We start from the raw sequence: 15,462 nt of genomic DNA, 5'->3' as shown, positions 1-15,462 counted from the left end.
AGCGGGCGTTTCCCTTCCGGCATCTCCTCCCCGGCAACGTCGCTGGGAGATCCACGGGCCACCGAGTACCCGCAATCACGGCGACGATGGTCCGCGGCCGTCCGCCCCGCCGACCAGGCACGACGCCCACCCGCGCTGTTCCGGGGTGTCCGGGACGGCGAGGCCTCGTGCCTGCTCGATGCGGGCCCAGGCAGTCTCGGGGTCCACCCCGTTCAGGACGAGCAGCGCGGCGGCGAGGAGCGACGCCCGGCCGATGCCGAATCGGCAGTGGGTCACGACGTGGGCCCCCGCGCGCAGCCGTCCGGCGAAGTCGCCCAGCACCGGAGGGCCGCGCACGCCGCGGATGTCAGGACCACGCCACCGGAGGTCCCGGAGCGCGCCGGGTCTGCCGGGACGCACGGCCGGTGCCGGGCCGGGGGGAGCACACCGGCGGCCCCCCCCGGGCGCGAGCCGCCTCAGCGGACCGCCGCGCCCGCCGCCCCGTCGGCGGCACCGGCGGCACGGGGCGCGGTGCCGCCGGGCGCTGTCACCGGTGGGCCAGGAACCGCTCCACGGAGGTGGCGAGGGCGATGGGCGTCTCGTCGATCGCGTAGTGCCCCGCGTTGGACAGCACCTCGACCTCGCAGCGCGGGTACCACTGGCGGAAGGTGGCCTCCATGACGTCGGCCCCCAGGGCGGGGTCGTGCTCGCCGACGATCACCTTCACCTCGACGGTGCTGCCCTCGATCTCGGTGTGGAAGTCGGTCTTCGCCCAGGCCTGGAGATAACCGGCCACGGCGGCCGGGGTCGACTGTCGCCACGACTGGGCGACGACGGCGTCCAGCCAGACGTCGCTCAGGCGGTTGCCGGTGGTCAGGTCGATGATGGCGCGCCGGTTGGCGCGTTCCTCGGCCGCTCCGGAGAACAGCGCCCAGCCCTGGTCGTCGAACGGCACCCCGCTGGCCGGAACGGGTGAGATGCCGACCATGGCACGTACCCGGTGGGGCGCGTCGGCCAGCACCCGCTGCATGACCGCGCCTCCCATCGAGTGGCCCACCAGCGAGAAGCGCTCCAGCCCGAGGCGGTCGGCCAGCTCGAGGACGTCCGCCGCGGCCTCTTTCAGCGTGTGGTCGCCGGACTCCTCGAGGCGCGATCCGTAGCCCCGGTAGTCGGGGAACACGTACCGGAACCGGGCGCCGTCCAGGTGCGGACGCAGCGGCCCCCAGGCCGCCGCCGAGCCGAACCAGCCGTGCAACGCGATCACCGCGTGGGGACCGTCCCCGTACTCCTCGTACGCCACGCCGCTCGTCCTTCCGCCAGGACGCCGCGGTGGACGCCGGCGTCAACAGGGGCGCGCGCCGGACCCGCCCACGGCCGCGTCCGGGGACGCGCCCGGGCGTGGACCCGACGGCACCGATTGGGGCCTCATTGTCCCGACCTGACCCGTTGTTGGAAAGAGCGCCGTCCGCGCTGAAGGCCGACTCCTGCGATGTCGACGAAACGACATGTCGTCACCACACGGGAGGTCAGGGGTCAGACCGGGTCGATGCGCCCCTTGAGCAGGCAGAACTCGTTGCCCTCCGGGTCGGCGAGGACGTGCCACTGCTCGTCGCCCGTCTGGCCGATCTCGGCCCGGCGGGCGCCGAGGGCCAGGAGACGCTCGAGTTCGGCGTCCTGGTCGCGGTCGGTGGGGTTGACGTCGATGTGCAGGCGGGACTTCCCCTGCTCCGGCTCGTCCCTGCGGCTGAGGAACAGCGTCGGCTGCGGACCGCCGAACCCCTCGCGCGGCCCGATCTCCATGGACCCGTCGTCCTCACGCCCGAGGACGACGAAGTCGAGGACCTCGCACCAGAACCGTGCCAGCACCTCCGGCTCGCGGCAACCGAGGACCAGCTCGCCGATACGACACGCCATGAACGCGACCCACTCTCATCACGGGGAACCGCGGGCGGGCCCCGCACACCGGCCCCCAGCGGATGAACAGTGGCGCAGCGTAGCGGAGCAGCCGCCCGCGGACGAGATCATTTCCGTCGGTGGCCGTTCCGGCCACGCCCTGCCGCCATGCTCTGCCGCCGCGCCCCGCCGCCGGGTTCCGTCAACTCCGACGTCACGCACGGGAGTCCGGCATAGTCTGAGCCCATGGCGCTGGCAGACATCACCCGCACTGCGGTGGAGCAGGCAATCCGCGAGTACGACCGGCTCGGGCGGGACGCCTTCCTCGAACATCACGGCTTCGGCCGATCACGCCAGTACCTCTTGGTCCACGAGGGCCGGGACTACGACTCCAAGGCGATCCTCGGCGTGGCGCACGGCTTCCTGGCCGGCCGCGACCCGCTGGCGCCCGGGGAATTCTCCGGAGGCGTCAACGGCCACACGGTCGACCACCTGCGGAGGCTGGGGTTCGAAGTCCGTTCCGCCACCTGAGGCCGCACGAGGCCACTTCCGCCCGGCACCGCTTCCCGGCCGCGCGCTGCCGGCGACGGTCACTGCGTGGGGGTGCCGATCCGCAGGCGGTTGCCGTCGGGGTCGCGCAGCTCGATCTCCCGCCCCCACGGCGCGTCCGTCACCTGCGCACCGAACTCGGAGGCGATCGCCTCGACGTCACGGACGCGGAGGTAGACCAACGTGTCCGGGCGGGCATCGCCCTCGTGCTCCGACAGGAACACCCGCACCCCGCCCCGGGCGACTTCGACGAACGTGGGAAGTCCCGGTGCGAAGCGGTGTTCCCACTGCTTGGCGAAGCCCAGCCGCTCGTACCAGGCGACCGACGCCGCAGCGTCCTCGACGTGGAGAATGGGGATGACTTCCTCGTCCATGCGAGCCATCGTCGCAGAAGAGGACAGGCGGGGCAGGCGGTGTACCGCGCGGCGTCTACCGCGTCCCGGCCGGGTCGGCGTCGTCGCCGAGGTAGGTGCCGTAGCCCTCGCGGACCAGCGGGCCGTCGAAGATCAGGACCTCGTTGACGAGTCCGCCCTTCTGGTTGCGGCAGTTGACGACCAGGCAGTCCACGCCGACATAGGTGCCGACCACCTCGAACCGCAGGTCGGGGATGCGGCGGAGACCCTCGGCCCAGTAGGCGCGCAGCGCCTCCTTGCCGCGTACGACCCCGTCGCCGCCGAGCAGTTGCGCGGCCACCGGCGACCGGAAGGTCACGTCCTCGGTGAAGTGCGCCAGCAGCGCCTCCAGGTCGTGACTGTTCCAGGCCGTCACCCAGGATTCGGTCCACGAACGTGCTGCAGCGTGATCCATACGGGCATTGTGTCACTCCCGAAAGCCGCGCCCCGTACGGGAATCGGGACGCGGCTCACGTCAACGGGTGTACGGGCAGCGCACGTTGCCGCCCGCCCGAGGGTGCTACGGGATCACCACACTCGGGCCGTTGTCGCCGCTCAGGTTCCAGCCGAACCACGCCCTCGACGCCGGCGCCCCGATGTCGACCGGGTTCACGGCAACCGACGTGGATGCGGTCACACCGGATGCGGCGCCGCGCAGTTGCCAGACCGCGCCGCCGTTCACGACGGCGCCCAGGTTCTCGCCGGGTGCGCCGGCGACGAGGTCGGCCTTGTCGTCGCCCGTCACGTCGAGCAGCCGCGCCGAGCCGCCGAACACGTCGCCGGACTCCGCGACACCCGGGACTCCCGTGGTGTCCTGGTGGAAGGCCTGGGCGCCGGTGCCGGTGAGCCCGCCCTTGCCGCCCTTGAGCACCACCACGGCGCCGGCCCTCGCCTTGGAGCCGATCGCCTCGCCCGGGACGCCGACGGCGAGGTCGGGGTAGCCGTCTCCGTTGACGTCGCCCGCGCTCAGCCGTCCGCCGAACTCGTCGCCCTTCTCGCTGACTCCCGGCACGCCCGACGTGTTCTGTGTGATCGTCCGGGTGCGCGTCGCGCTCGGTCCGGACGCGGAACCGTAGAAGATCTTTACGGTGCCGGGGTCCTCGTCGAGGTTCTCGGTGATGCCGTTGGGAAAGACCCGGGTGGCGAGGTCCGCGTAGCCGTCGCGGTCGAAGTCGGCGACGGCGGTGCTGGACGCGGAGGACAGCCTCTGCGGGACCGTGGACAGGCCGTCCGCGCCGCCGAGCCACAGCTTGCCGCCCTCGGCGTGGTTCTCGTAGACGTAGAAGGTGGCGAGGTCCTCGGTGCCGTCGCCGTTGAAGTCGCCGACGGCGGTGGAGTTGATGTCGTTGTCGGTGCTGTACACCAGCAACTGCTGCTCCCGGGCGGGGACGCCGTCGCGGCCGATGGGGCCGTACAGCACGTCGTGGTAGTCGTAGTCGTCGCCGTGGCGCATGAACAGGTCGGCGTGGCCGTCGTGGTCGAAGTCGCCGACGGAGAGGTCCTCGCCGACCTCGGAGTTCGCCGGTGCGGCGATCCTGACGGCGCCCTGGCCGGAGATCCCGGCCGTCCGGCCCCACAGCACGACGACGGAACCGCTGACGTTGGTCTCCACCTGGTGGTCGCGGGTGGCGACGGCCAGGTCGGTCAGGCCGTCGCCGTCCAGGTCGCGGGCCTCCAGCGCGTAGCCGAAGACCTTGTTCTCGCCGGACGCGCCGGGGACCCCGGCGGTGTCCTGGCTGATGGTCGTCGTCCGCGCGGGATCGATCCCGTGCGCCGAGCCGTAGCTGATCGTGAGGTGGCCGGCCAGCGTGTGGCCGCCCACCTGCGCACCGGGAGCGGCGACGGCGACGTCCTGGTAGCCGTCCCCGTCGAAGTCCTCACGCACGGTGGAGGCGGCTGCCTCCGCGGAGGCGGTGCCCGCGAGGACCGGGACGCCGAGCGACCCGATCAGGGCGGCGGCCACCGCGGTCGAGATGGCGGGTCGGCGGAGCGCCATGGTTTCCTCCTGGGGAAGCGGACGAGGGCGGGGCGCGGTGCGCGCGGGTGTGCCTCACCTGGGAGACACACGGAAACGGCCGATGGTTGTGCGCCGAACGGCAGGCGAACCGGGAGCGGAGCCGGCCCACCCCGCTCCCGCGGGCGGGGCGCCCTACGCCGCGGCGGCGGCGCTCTTGAACACCTGCCGCGCGTGCCAGTCGACGTGCCGCGGATCCGGGCGCGGCCTGCCGGGCCGAGGGAGCGCCACCGGCTGACCGTGGAGCAGGTCCGTCGCCCTCCCCGCCGCGTTCCGGGCCACGTACAGGGGCGAGACCTGGATGCGCAGGTCGGGCAGGAGACCCAGGACACCGACGTCGAAGAGGGTGTGGTGCAGCGAGCAGAGGGCGAGCCCGTTGCCGACCTCGTCAGGTCCGTCCTGGCTGTGCCAGCGCACGTGGGCGGCCTCCAGTCCGACGGGGTTCCGGCCGAGCGCGCCGTCGAATCCGCAGAACGCGCAGGCATACGCGTACGCCTGCAGCACTTCCTCCGTGAAGCCGGCCCGCCGGCGCCTGCGGAGCCCGGCGGGCCGCTCGGCTGCGTCGGCCGGTCCCGCCGGGTCCAGGCCAATCGCGTCGCAGATCACCGTCTCCAGGGCGGTGGTGAAGTGCTGGTCCAGCAGCAGACGCACGGCCTGTCCGAGCACGCCCGGCTCGGACAGCAGCAGCTCGACCTCCGGCCGCAGCCGGCCGTGCGCTCCCCGCTCCCGCAGCCACCCGCCCCGCTCGGGAGCCGCGGACCCGATCTCCTCGCCGTCCTTGTCCCGCAGGTCCCACAGCTCCCGCTCGAGGTGCACGAACGGCATCGCGGCCCGCTGCCGAGCCGTCGCCGGGCTCCTGACCACCGGGCCGAAGTCGTTGATCAGCCTGCTGACCGGCTCCTCCGCGCTCTCGTACGACACCGCGGTGCTCCCCGTCTCCGCGAACCGGCCCAGCAGCCAGAGCACGAGCAGCGGCTTGTGCGGCGCCCGGCGGCCACCGACGGAGGCGCGCCGCAGCCTCGACAGACGGTGCGTCAACTCCTCGCGCGTCATGCGTCCCGGTCCGGCCGCACCCGCGAGCTCCCCCACCGCCCCCACCACGCCCCCTGTCGGCGATGACACGACATCAGGCCCGTAACCGTACCCGTCACCGTCCCCCCGGCATCCGGCGGCATCGCGCTTCGTCCGGGCCCTCACAGATGTGCCCCACACCGACCTGCCCCTCAACCTCGGCCAGGACCACCGCCACGAGTTCCACGCCGCGCTGAGGGACGTCAGGATCGCGGCCAGGCGCTGGGCCCGGGAACTGCCCGTCGCGGGGTAGCCGGCCGACCGGGAGCGCGTCCGAAACATTCGGAAAGTTTCGGTCTTGTCCTGGATGTGGCCGAATGGTTCCTTCGCACGGCAGGGCGAGAGGGCTCCAGCAGCCCGGTTTCCGCCGATCCGCCCGGCTGGGGCGGCCGGCGACACCGCGGGCAGGAGGGGCAGAACGGCCAACCTGAGACGGGTGGCACCGGAGCGTTGTCACGCCCCGGCCGCGTTCCTAGCCTGGGAGCCCTTCCTCTCGGCCGGGCGCCGCCAGCAGCCCGCGCGCCCCGCCGGGCAGGAGGTGCCTCTCCGGCGCCGAGGAGCTCCACCGGGCCGGAGCGCACCGTTCCCCCCACCTGGCGCACCCCCGGGACACCCTTGCCCGGCCGTGCGCCCTCCTTTGGAGGTCCTATGCGCTTACACCTGCAACGGCCCTGGGCGTGGGCCGTGGCCGCGCTCGCCGCGACCGTCATCCTGGTGCTGACCGCTCTCGACCCGCGGGCCGACGCCGCGATCCGGGCCGAGGCCACGGCCGCCCGGACCGCAGCCACCGCGGCCGTCGAGGACGAGGGGGCGGACTGCCCCGTCGGGAGCACGCCGTCCGGTGCGGACGCCAAGCTGCCCGACCCGTTCCGGCGGATCGACGGCACCCGCATCACCAGCAAGGCCGACTGGCGCTGCCGCCGGGCGGAGATCAGGGAGCTGGCCGAGCGCACCGTCTACGGCCGGAAGCCGGCGAGGCCGACCGTGTCCGGCACGGTCTCGTCCAGCGGCATCACGGTGAACGTGTCGGACCAGGGCCGCAGCGCGAGCTTCTCGGCGAAGGTCGAACTGCCCGCCGGCAGCGGCCCGTTCCCCGCCGTGATCGTCGTCGGCGGGCTCGGGGCGGACACCGCCACGATCAAGGCCGCGGGCGCGGCCGTCATCAGCTACGACCCGCTCGCGGTCGGCCGTGAGGGCACCGCCCGGAACAACAAGCAGGGCGCCTTCTACACCCTGTACGGCAACACCAGTTCCACGGGTCTGCTGATGGCCTGGTCGTGGGGTGTCAGCCGGATCATCGACGTCGTCCAGCAGTCGGGCGCCGCCGTACTGAAGGGCGACTCGCTGGGCGTCACCGGCTGCTCCCGGTACGGCAAGGGCGCCTTCGTGGCGGGCGCGTTCGACCAGCGGATCGCGCTGACCATGCCCGTCGAGTCGGGCACCGGCGGCGCGCCGATCCTGCGCGGGGCCAACGGCGAGAGCGGGGCGCAGTCGCTGAGCAGCGCCTACGGCGAACAGCCATGGCTGGGCGACGCGTTCTCCTCGTACACCTCGAGCCCGAACAACCTGCCGGTGGACACCCACGAGATGATCGGCATGATCGCTCCGCGCGGCCTGTTCGTCATGGAGAACCCGCACGTCGACTGGCTGGCCGCCAAGTCCGGCAGCGTGGCCGCGCTGGGCGGCGCGGAGGTCTACCGGGCCCTCGGCGCCCAGAGCTCGATCTCGTACTGGTCCGACGTGCAGGACGGCACCCACTGCGCCGCCCGTTCCGAATGGCGCACGCCGATGACGCAGAGCATCAACGCCTTCCTGAAGAACTCGGGGACCGGGCCGGGGGTCTTCCGGATCGCCGGGTCCAAGGCCGGCAGCCTGTCGGGCTGGCGTGACTGGACGACTCCGACGCTCGCCGACGGCGGAACGTCCGGGGGGACCAGCACGGGCACCACCAGCGGCACCACCGGTGGGTCCACATCCGGCACGACCTCGGGCACCACGTCGGGGACGACGACGGGCGGCACGACCGGCGGGACCACGTCGGGGACGACGTCGGGCAGCACCTCGGGCACCACGGCCGGCACCACCTCGGGCACCACGGCCGGGACCACGACCGGCACCACCGGGAGCACCGGCGGCACCCCGGGCGCGGGCTGCGCGGCCACGCACCGCACGGTCAGCTCCTGGAACGGCGGTTACCAGGGCGAGGTGACCGTCCGGAACAGCGGCACCACCTCGGTGAGCGGCTGGTCCGTCGGCATGACCCTCGGTTCCGGCCAGAGCATCGCCAGCCTGTGGAACGGCGTCAGCACCGGGACCAGCGGTTCGGTGACGGTCCGCAACATGGCGTGGAACGGCACGCTGGCCGCCGGTGCCACCGTCACGTTCGGCTACACGGTCGGCGGAGGCACCACGGCTCCGTCCAATCTGACCTGCACGGCCTCCTGACCGCCTCTCCCCCGGCGGTTCCCCCCACCGCCCCGCCTCCGGCGTCCGCGTCGCCGGAGGCGGGGCAAGTGCGCGTGCGCCTGCGCCTGCGCGGGGTGTGCGTGTTCAGGAGGAACGGGAGAGCTGTGCGCGCACCCAGCCCGGGTCGGGGTTGGTGTGCGGCCGGCCCGCCACGACGACGGTCGGCACCGTCTCGTCACCGCCGTTGGCCTCCCGCACCGCCGCCGCGGCGGCCGGGTCTCGCCAGATGTCGACCCAGTGCAGACGGTGGGCGCTGCGGCCGAGGCGGATCCGGAGCCGCAGGCAATAGGTGCAGCCCGGGCGCCAGTAGACGATCGGCCGTCCGTCGGCTTCGCTCCGGCGTCGCGCCTCCGCCGCGTCGACCGACCGGGGGAAGACCAGGGGCGAGCACACCCCGGCGAGGAGGACGAACACGAGGAGGAGCACGGCCGCCTCGACGGGTTCCCCTCCGGCCGCCCGCCGGGCGGCCGCGGCGGCGCCGATGAGCAGGAACAGTGTCGGCAGGATCCAGGGGCGCGCCATGACGTGCAGCCTAGTCGGTGGCGGTGACGGGCCCCGCGACGGCGTCACGGTGCTGCTCCCGACGCCGGCGTTCGCCCCCGCGTCGCCGCCTCGGACGTGCTGGTCGTCGGCCCGGTACCGCCCGAAAATGGCATGCGGTGTCCGCCCGGTCGTGCTGAGGTCGGTCGCTGTGGACGACTACTTCCCCGGCCAGGCCGACTTGACGGACAAGATGGAACGGAACCTGGCGGAGCACGCCTGTCATCTGCACCGGAGGATGTCCGGTGCGACCGTCACGGAGACCGCTGACCTCTTGGTCGCGGACAGCGGCCTGGACGACGACACGTTCAACATCGTCGCCGCGGCCCGCTTCACCGCCGCCGACGCCACGGCCCGCATCTCCGCGACCGTCGGGACGCTGGCCGGCACCGGCCGCGGATTCTCCTGGTGGGTGGGCCCTGCCTCGACACCGGCAGACCTCACCGCCCGCCTGACGGCGGCCGGCCTGCCGGTGTCCGAACGTGAGACGGCGATGTGGGCCGAGCTGGACGAAGCCCTGCCGCTTCCCTCTGTCCGGGGTCTGGACATCCGGACGGTGACCACGCCCGAGCAGCTCGCCGACTACGCCACGGTCCTCGCCGCGAACTGGAACCCACCCGCCGAGACGGTCCGCGCCTTCTTCGCCCGGGCCGCTTCCCAGGCGCTGGCCGCGTCCTGCCCGGCCCGGTATCTGGTGGGCTACGTGGAGAACCGTCCGGTCTGCTCCGCCGAGGTGTTCCACCACGCGGGAGTCGCCGGCGTCTACAACATCTCCACCTTGGCCGCCCACCGCCGGCGCGGCTACGGCGGAGCCATCACGCTCGCGGCGCTCCACGCGGCCCGCGAACGGGACCACCGCATCGCGGTCCTGCAGGCGTCGTCCGACGGCGAGCCCGTGTACCGCCGCCTGGGGTTCCGCGTCTGCGGCCGGTTCGTCGAGCACGCCGTCAACACCTGAACCCCTGAGCGGCCAGGCCGCCCGCGGAAGTGCGTCCCTCATCGACCTGGCCGGAGCCCTGCGCTGACGGCAGTGGGCGCATGCGGCGAGGCGGGAAGGCTCTGGCCCTTCGGCGGGGGACCGGGTGCTCCGCCGAAGGGCCGGGTCCCGGGCGGCGCGGGTCAGCGGTTCCGCGCCGTCCGGGTGGCAGGGGCGTGTGCGGTGTCAGCAGGTGATCTCCGAGCGGCTGACAGCCACGTCGTCGAACCACAGGGTGTCGTCGCCGACGCCGTAGCTCTCCCAGCCGAGCCGCAGGCCGGTGGGCCGCGGGGCGGTGGTGCGGGACAGCCACTGCTGGTCGATGTCGCCGGTGGGGACGCCGTCGGCATGCAGACCCGGCACCTGTTCGCTGCCCAGCCACGTGTCGAGGTTGCCGTTGGAGGTGTCGATCCTGAACCTCAGGCACTGCCAGCTGCCGGTCGGCAGGGGCCTGCTCTGGGCGACCCCGTTCGGGCTCTGTGCGGGCAGGGTGGCGTCGTCGATCTCACGGTTCCACTGCAAGGCGCTGTTCTGGCCGCCGACGCGCAGGGTCTTGCCGCCCTGGGAGCTGTCGGGCATGGAGACGAAGGAGACGTGGGCGGCGGGCAGCGCGGTGGTGTGCCGGACCCACATCCTGACCCACATCACGGGGCCCACCGAGGAGATGTCCTTGGTGGTGGCGAGGAAGGCGTGGTTGCAGTAACCCGCCTTGCCGTCGACGCGGACCGACTTGCTCCCGCTGCGCGCGACCGAGCTGTCGACGCTGACCTTGCCGGTGCCCTGGCAGTCGGGGGCCTCGAGCTTCCAGTTCCCGGACGGGGTCGAGCCGCTCTGGTCCTCGAACCCGTCGCAGATCAGCGCGCCGCCGCAGCCGCCGCCCGGCGGGGGCGTCGTCGGCGCGGACGCCGTGGGCGAGGTGGGGGGCGTCGTGGTGGGGGTCCCGGGGTCGGTCGGGGTCACGGTGCCGTTGCAGGTGACGCCGTTGAGGGCGAAGCCGCTGGGGGTGGGGTTGGAGGACTGGTAGCTCCCCTGCAGGCCGAACTCGGCGGAACCGCCGGTGGCCAGGTTGCCGTTCCATCCGGAGCCCACGGCGGTGACGTTCTGCCCGCTCTGGGTCACGGTGGCGTTCCAGGCGGACACCACCTTCTGGTCGCCGCCGTACGTCCAGGTCAGACGCCAGCCGGTGAGGGCGGAGCCCAGGTTGGTGACCTTGACGGCGGCGGTGTAGCCGCCGGTCCACTGGTTCACCGTGTAGTCGACCCGGCAGCCGGAGTCCGCGGCGTTGCTGCTGGGGGCGGTGACCAGGGCCACGAGGAGAAGACCGGCGGCGGCGAAGGCGGCCAGGAACGCCGAGACCAGGGGGCGTTGGCGTAATCGGGTGGGGTGAGTGCGCACGTGTTCCTCCGTGGGGGGTGCGGGTGTGGGGTGCAGGAGTGATGGGAGCGCTCCCAACCCATCTCAGCGACTGGGGACGCGCCCTGTCAACGCATGTGCCGGGCATCTTCTCGTCAAGGTTTGCGTCGACGAGACCCGGTCCTGCGACGCCGCCCTGGTGGATGGGCGCCCGGCCCCGAGGCGGGCCGCGCCCCGGCCGGCCCGCGCCGTCTCACTCGGCCAGCGGCTGGATGACGAGCTTGAACTCGGCGAAGGTGAGGTTGATCGGGTGGGAGGCGTTGTGGGTGACCCGGACGGCGAGCGGGACGCCGGGGTTGCAGATGATGCCCCACACCTTGACCCAGTACTCACCGCCGATGGTGGGCGCGCGGTGCTCGGTCGCCGTGGTGTCGACCGGGCCCGCCAGCTCCAGCGGGTCGCGGGCGAACTGGTCGCGGTACTCGGTGGCTCCGGTGCTCTCGGCCCACTGCAGCATCGCGTAGAGGTGGCCCCAGCCGCGCACCGACGGCCAGATCAGCCCCGACCGGTCGTCGGACGCCCAGTCGGTCACCGTGCGGCCGTCGGGCTGCACGGCCTGGTGCATCCCGTGGGGGTCGGTGGACTCGGCGGAGCCGAACGGGAACCGGACGACCTGGTAGGCCGGGCCCGGCTGGATGCGCTGAGGGGTGCTCACCTTGAGCGACGACACATGGACGCCGGGGCCTGCTGGGTCGCTGGCGGGCATGGGGCGGGCTCCCTTCACCGGAGGTTTGCTGGCTCGGACTTCCGACGGATCAACTGCCCTGCTGTGTTGAGGTTATGGCCTGCGCGAGCCTCGTCCGAACGCCCCGGGCGGCTGCCGTCGCGGCGGAAGTACGCTCTGGCGGTGGGCGGGTCGCCGACGGCCTGACGCCGGCCGCCGGGGCGGGCCTGCTCGCCCTGGTCGACCACCGCGTCCCGCTGCTGGCGGCGGCAGCGGCGGGAGCGGTCACCGCGGCCGTGGCGCCCTCGGCGGCACCCGGCCGGGCGCCGCCTCCTCGACGCCGCCCACGGTCCCGGCCCGGGAGGGGGCCGAGGGCGCCGGGGCGAAGGCGACGGACGCCGAGGAGGGTCCTCCTGAGCGCCAGGGCCTGCGCTGACCGCTGCGAGGCCGACGGGGTCCAGGTCACCCTCCATGCCGACGGGCGCCCGCACCCGCGGTTCCTGCCCGATATCGGGCAAAAATCTGGAGATTGTCGTCCCGCGCCCCTAGGGTGAGCGCTCATGATCGCCGTAGACGCCCTGTGGACCTTCACCGTGATGGTGGGACTGCTCACCCTCACCCCCGGACTGGACACCGCGCTCGTCCTGCGCACCGCCGCGATCGGGCACCGCCGCCGCGCCTGGGGCGTGGTCCTCGGCATCCAGAGCGGCACGCTCACCTGGGGCGTGCTGACGTCTGCGGGGATCACCGCGTTGCTGACGGCGTCCGAACTGGCCTATCAGACCCTCCGCTGGGCCGGGGCCGCGTACCTGGTCTGGACGGGCGGCCGGATGCTGTGGGCCACCCGGCGGCCCGGACGCGCGGCGGCCTCCCGGGCGGGGACGGAGCATGAGGCCGGCCGGGAGGACGACGCGTCGACCGCCGCCGGGACGGGCACCGGGGACACGTTCTCGGGCGGCTGGCGCCAGGGCGCGGCGACCAACCTCCTCAACCCGAAGGTCGGCGCCTTCTACGTGGCGCTGCTTCCGCAGTTCATCCCTGCCCACGCTCCGCACCTGGCCGCCGGGGTGCTGCTCACCGGTGTGCACATCGCGCTGGGGGTGCTCTGGGCGTGTGCGCTGATCGCCCTCGCCCACACGGTCCGGGACCAGTTGCGGCGCCCCGCGGTGCGCCGTCGGCTCGACCGCGTCACCGGTGCGGTCGTCGCCGTCTTCGGTCTGCGGCTGGCGTTCCAGGACTGACGCGCGGACGCCGGGTGGGGGTCCTCCCGCAGTTGCGGGAGGACCCACCGGGCTCAGGAGGCGTAGGGCAGCAGCTGCGCGTCGGTCCTTTCCCAGGCCGCCCGCAACTCCGCCAGGAGCTCCGGCCGTTGGCGGGCGAGGTCCGCCTGCTCACGCTGGTCGGCGGCCATGTCGAACAGGTGGTCCTTGCCCGCCGCGTCCCGGTAGTACTTCCAGTCGCCCCTGCGCAGCGCACGGTTGCCTCGGACCCGCCAGAACAGGTCGCGTTCGGGCACCCGCTCGCCACGCAGCAGGTACCCCGCGAAGCTGTGGCCGTCCAGGGGGTAGGCCGGGTCGGGCCGGGCGCCCCCGAGGTCCAGCAGCGTCGCCGTCCAGTCCGGGGAGTAGACCGGCTCATGGCTGACCTGGTGCGCGCCGATCCGGTCCGGCCAGCGCAGGATGGTCGGCACCCGGATGCCGCCCTCGAGCAGCTCGGACTTGCCGCCGCTCAGGGGCCATTGGTAGGAGAAGCGCTCGCCGCCGTTGTCGCTGGCGAAGACGACGACGGTGTTCTTCTCCTGGCCGGAGCGGCGCAGCGCGTCGAGCACCTTGCCCACCGAGGCGTCGAGGTTCTCGACCATCTCCCGGTACTTCTCCACGGAACCGCCGTCGTCGTGACGCAGTCCCCCGAGGGCGTCTCCGGCGCGGATCCGGTCGGCGATCTCCGCGGCGGCCTCCTCGTCGTCCTCACCGATCCAGGGCCAGTGCGGGGTGGTGAAGTTGAGATTGAGCAGCCACGGCTTGTCGTGGTCGCGGCCGACGTAGTCGACGGCACGCTCGGTGAGGACGGTGGTGTAGTAGCGGAGGTCCTTGTAGGTCGCGTCGCCCTCGTAGAGGTCGTAGTCGCCGAGCTGGCCCAGCTTGGAGAAGTACTCCAGCGCGCCGCCGAAGTTGCCGAAGAACTCGTCCCAGCCCGACCGGGTGGGGCTGAAGTCCGGCAGCCAGCCGCAGTGCCACTTGCCGATCAGCGCGGTGGCGTAGCCGGCCTTCTTCAGCAAGGACGCCAGGGTGGGGTGGTGCGGGTCCAGGCCCTGGGAGCGGTTGCCGATCGGCTCGGCCAGACCGCCCTTGGTGCGGCCGGGGTAGCGACCGGTGTAGAGGCTGAAGCGGGTCGGCGAGCAGGTGGCCGAGCCCGAGTAGGCGTTCGTGAACCGCACGCCCTGCGCGGCGAGCCGGTCCAGGTGGGGCGTCCTGATGTGCGGGGCGCCGTACACGGAGAGGTCGGCCCAGCCGAGGTCGTCCCCGAGGATGAACAGGATGTTGGGCCGTCGGCCCGAGCCGTGTCCGGGGCGTGCCCGGAACGGCCGCTCGGCGGGAGGATCCGCGACGGGGGCGGCCTCGGCGGTGGCGGCCTCGGCGGTGGTGCCGGCGACGGCGCCGACCGCGCCCGCGCCGACCAGGCCGCCGAAGAGACGACGGGATATTTCAGGCATGCCGATTCCTCAGGACGGCGCGCCCGTGAAGAAGGGCGCGACAGGGTGAAGGTGGGAAACAAGGGGCGTGGTGGGTGCCCCTCCGGACCGGCTGGGCCCGGCGGGCACGGAGCCGCCGCCGGGAGCGCTGCAAGTCGGCAGGACGCGGAGGTCTGTCGCGGAAGCGGGCTCAGCGAAGGCGCCGCCGCAGTGGGCGGTCCGGGGAAAGGTGGGCGTCCGTCATCGCGGCGGACGCGGATCGCCAACCGGCCCTTGCGGGAGGCGGCCGGAGAACCGGGAGAAAGGGCCCCGGAGGGTCAGCGACAGATGGCGCTGGACTGACGGCACAGGTCGACGTGCCGGCGCGCCACGAGCGCGACGATCGCCTGTGGATGATCAGCCTTGGGCCTCATGGGCAGGGACGATGCCAGGGGGTGGTGGACGCGTCAACCTGCTGTCCGGTCCATGGGACGGTCCCCGCCGGGCACCGTCCTGACCCGCTGTCAGGGGGCCGCGGGGACGTGACCGGCGGGTGCGGATCCGTCTGGGAGGATGACGACCACTCCCCGGGCACCACCGCCGTGCACGCGGGAGGCGTTCTTCGATCGACAGGGGTGAGCGGTGTCCGCACAGCACGGTAGGTCCACGTCCGGGGGTGGGCGCGGACGGGCGTCCGCCGAAGGCGGCGGGTGGACGGGTCCCGGCCGGCCGGGAGGCCGCGGCGGGCCGGCCCCCGAGGCACGTGGACGTGACGGAGCCGCGTCGGCGGAGGGCGGGAGCCGGGACGGCAGGAGGCGCGGGAACGATGGCGAG

The 15,462-nt window shown here is 73.2% G+C and carries 17 protein-coding genes; 5 read left to right on the top strand and 12 right to left on the bottom strand.

The window, feature by feature from the left end:
* Positions 1–75: 75 nt before the first annotated feature.
* The 3 genes from Sfr03f_RS08170 to Sfr03f_RS08160 all read right to left on the bottom strand — a co-directional run bounded on the left by Sfr03f_RS08170 (position 76) and on the right by Sfr03f_RS08160 (position 1,893).
* On the bottom strand, positions 76–336 hold the full coding sequence (locus Sfr03f_RS08170) for a hypothetical protein (protein WP_245967452.1): 261 nt from the start codon (positions 334–336) through the stop codon (positions 76–78).
* Between the two features lie 190 nt (positions 337–526).
* Entirely contained in the window at positions 527–1,279 is a 753-nt protein-coding gene (locus Sfr03f_RS08165; RefSeq protein WP_108952980.1) for an alpha/beta fold hydrolase, read from the bottom strand.
* A gap of 233 nt (positions 1,280–1,512) precedes the next feature.
* Complete coding sequence (locus Sfr03f_RS08160; RefSeq protein ID WP_108952979.1) at positions 1,513–1,893, bottom strand: VOC family protein; 381 nt, start codon at positions 1,891–1,893, stop codon at positions 1,513–1,515.
* Positions 1,894–2,118: 225 nt separating this feature from the next.
* On the opposite strand from Sfr03f_RS08160, the gene Sfr03f_RS08155 reads away from it, so the two are divergent.
* Entirely contained in the window at positions 2,119–2,403 is a 285-nt protein-coding gene (locus tag Sfr03f_RS08155) for a ScoMcrA-related endonuclease (protein WP_108952978.1), read from the top strand.
* A gap of 59 nt (positions 2,404–2,462) precedes the next feature.
* Here the strand turns inward: Sfr03f_RS08155 and Sfr03f_RS08150 are convergent, their stop codons facing one another.
* From Sfr03f_RS08150 to Sfr03f_RS08135, 4 genes are all read right to left on the bottom strand, one after another.
* Positions 2,463–2,795 (bottom strand): glyoxalase superfamily protein, encoded by a 333-nt coding sequence (locus Sfr03f_RS08150; protein ID WP_108952977.1) that lies wholly within the window; start codon positions 2,793–2,795, stop codon positions 2,463–2,465.
* Between the two features lie 55 nt (positions 2,796–2,850).
* Entirely contained in the window at positions 2,851–3,228 is a 378-nt protein-coding gene (locus tag Sfr03f_RS08145; RefSeq protein ID WP_108952976.1) for a YybH family protein, read from the bottom strand.
* Between the two features lie 105 nt (positions 3,229–3,333).
* Positions 3,334–4,809, bottom strand: coding sequence for an FG-GAP and VCBS repeat-containing protein (locus tag Sfr03f_RS08140; protein WP_108952975.1), 1,476 nt, complete (start codon positions 4,807–4,809; stop codon positions 3,334–3,336).
* 153 nt (positions 4,810–4,962) lie between these two features.
* The gene (locus Sfr03f_RS08135; protein WP_108952974.1) at positions 4,963–5,880 is read right to left on the bottom strand and encodes a phosphorothioated DNA-binding restriction endonuclease; all 918 of its coding nucleotides are present in this window, start codon (positions 5,878–5,880) and stop codon (positions 4,963–4,965) included.
* A 148-nt stretch (positions 5,881–6,028) separates the two neighbouring features.
* Here Sfr03f_RS08135 and Sfr03f_RS31495 point away from each other — a divergent pair, with 148 nt between their 5' ends.
* Positions 6,029–6,151 (top strand): hypothetical protein, encoded by a 123-nt coding sequence (locus Sfr03f_RS31495; RefSeq protein WP_281262824.1) that lies wholly within the window; start codon positions 6,029–6,031, stop codon positions 6,149–6,151.
* A 395-nt stretch (positions 6,152–6,546) separates the two neighbouring features.
* Positions 6,547–8,343: a glucuronyl esterase domain-containing protein gene (locus Sfr03f_RS08130; protein WP_108952973.1), complete on the top strand. Its 1,797-nt coding sequence runs from the start codon at positions 6,547–6,549 to the stop codon at positions 8,341–8,343.
* A 105-nt stretch (positions 8,344–8,448) separates the two neighbouring features.
* On the opposite strand, the gene Sfr03f_RS08125 is transcribed toward Sfr03f_RS08130, so the two are convergent.
* On the bottom strand, positions 8,449–8,886 hold the full coding sequence (locus Sfr03f_RS08125; protein ID WP_108952972.1) for a glutaredoxin domain-containing protein: 438 nt from the start codon (positions 8,884–8,886) through the stop codon (positions 8,449–8,451).
* 211 nt (positions 8,887–9,097) lie between these two features.
* Here Sfr03f_RS08125 and Sfr03f_RS08120 point away from each other — a divergent pair, with 211 nt between their 5' ends.
* Entirely contained in the window at positions 9,098–9,862 is a 765-nt protein-coding gene (locus tag Sfr03f_RS08120) for a GNAT family N-acetyltransferase (protein ID WP_108953529.1), read from the top strand.
* A gap of 204 nt (positions 9,863–10,066) precedes the next feature.
* Here the strand turns inward: Sfr03f_RS08120 and Sfr03f_RS08115 are convergent, their stop codons facing one another.
* Together Sfr03f_RS08115 and Sfr03f_RS08110 are read right to left on the bottom strand one after the other, a co-directional pair.
* Positions 10,067–11,275: a cellulose-binding domain-containing protein gene (locus Sfr03f_RS08115; RefSeq protein WP_108952971.1), complete on the bottom strand. Its 1,209-nt coding sequence runs from the start codon at positions 11,273–11,275 to the stop codon at positions 10,067–10,069.
* 211 nt (positions 11,276–11,486) lie between these two features.
* The gene (locus Sfr03f_RS08110) at positions 11,487–11,999 is read right to left on the bottom strand and encodes a hypothetical protein (RefSeq protein ID WP_108952970.1); all 513 of its coding nucleotides are present in this window, start codon (positions 11,997–11,999) and stop codon (positions 11,487–11,489) included.
* A 518-nt stretch (positions 12,000–12,517) separates the two neighbouring features.
* Between Sfr03f_RS08110 and Sfr03f_RS08105 the strand changes: the two genes are divergently transcribed.
* A complete protein-coding gene (locus Sfr03f_RS08105) occupies positions 12,518–13,198 on the top strand; it encodes a LysE family translocator (protein WP_108952969.1) in 681 nt (226 codons plus the stop codon).
* Between the two features lie 53 nt (positions 13,199–13,251).
* On the opposite strand, the gene Sfr03f_RS08100 is transcribed toward Sfr03f_RS08105, so the two are convergent.
* Together Sfr03f_RS08100 and Sfr03f_RS31670 are read right to left on the bottom strand one after the other, a co-directional pair.
* Positions 13,252–14,670: a sulfatase family protein gene (locus Sfr03f_RS08100; RefSeq protein WP_108952968.1), complete on the bottom strand. Its 1,419-nt coding sequence runs from the start codon at positions 14,668–14,670 to the stop codon at positions 13,252–13,254.
* A 296-nt stretch (positions 14,671–14,966) separates the two neighbouring features.
* Complete coding sequence (locus tag Sfr03f_RS31670) at positions 14,967–15,062, bottom strand: putative leader peptide (protein WP_359289711.1); 96 nt, start codon at positions 15,060–15,062, stop codon at positions 14,967–14,969.
* Positions 15,063–15,462 lie beyond the last annotated feature (400 nt).

The sequence above is a fragment of the Streptomyces fragilis genome (assembly GCF_003112515.1).
Classification (GTDB): Bacteria; Actinomycetota; Actinomycetes; order Streptomycetales; family Streptomycetaceae; genus Streptomyces; species Streptomyces fragilis.
The sequence above is the reverse complement of the archived record's forward strand: the minus strand, read 5'-3'. Positions and strand labels throughout refer to the sequence as shown.

What these genes read in the sequence shown, in the direction of transcription:
- Sfr03f_RS08160 (WP_108952979.1), bottom strand. Translation starts at nt 1,893, where the DNA reads ATGGCGTGTCGTATCGGCGAGCTGGTCCTCGGTTGCCGCGAGCCGGAG.
- Sfr03f_RS08155 (WP_108952978.1), top strand. Translation starts at nt 2,119, where the DNA reads ATGGCGCTGGCAGACATCACCCGCACTGCGGTGGAGCAGGCAATCCGC.
- Sfr03f_RS08150 (WP_108952977.1), bottom strand. Translation starts at nt 2,795, where the DNA reads ATGGACGAGGAAGTCATCCCCATTCTCCACGTCGAGGACGCTGCGGCG.
- Sfr03f_RS08145 (WP_108952976.1), bottom strand. Translation starts at nt 3,228, where the DNA reads ATGGATCACGCTGCAGCACGTTCGTGGACCGAATCCTGGGTGACGGCC.
- Sfr03f_RS08140 (WP_108952975.1), bottom strand. Translation starts at nt 4,809, where the DNA reads ATGGCGCTCCGCCGACCCGCCATCTCGACCGCGGTGGCCGCCGCCCTG.
- Sfr03f_RS08135 (WP_108952974.1), bottom strand. Translation starts at nt 5,880, where the DNA reads ATGACGCGCGAGGAGTTGACGCACCGTCTGTCGAGGCTGCGGCGCGCC.
- Sfr03f_RS08130 (WP_108952973.1), top strand. Translation starts at nt 6,547, where the DNA reads ATGCGCTTACACCTGCAACGGCCCTGGGCGTGGGCCGTGGCCGCGCTC.
- Sfr03f_RS08125 (WP_108952972.1), bottom strand. Translation starts at nt 8,886, where the DNA reads ATGGCGCGCCCCTGGATCCTGCCGACACTGTTCCTGCTCATCGGCGCC.
- Sfr03f_RS08120 (WP_108953529.1), top strand. Translation starts at nt 9,098, where the DNA reads ATGGAACGGAACCTGGCGGAGCACGCCTGTCATCTGCACCGGAGGATG.
- Sfr03f_RS08110 (WP_108952970.1), bottom strand. Translation starts at nt 11,999, where the DNA reads ATGCCCGCCAGCGACCCAGCAGGCCCCGGCGTCCATGTGTCGTCGCTC.
- Sfr03f_RS08105 (WP_108952969.1), top strand. Translation starts at nt 12,518, where the DNA reads ATGATCGCCGTAGACGCCCTGTGGACCTTCACCGTGATGGTGGGACTG.
- Sfr03f_RS08100 (WP_108952968.1), bottom strand. Translation starts at nt 14,670, where the DNA reads ATGCCTGAAATATCCCGTCGTCTCTTCGGCGGCCTGGTCGGCGCGGGC.
- Sfr03f_RS31670 (WP_359289711.1), bottom strand. Translation starts at nt 15,062, where the DNA reads ATGAGGCCCAAGGCTGATCATCCACAGGCGATCGTCGCGCTCGTGGCG.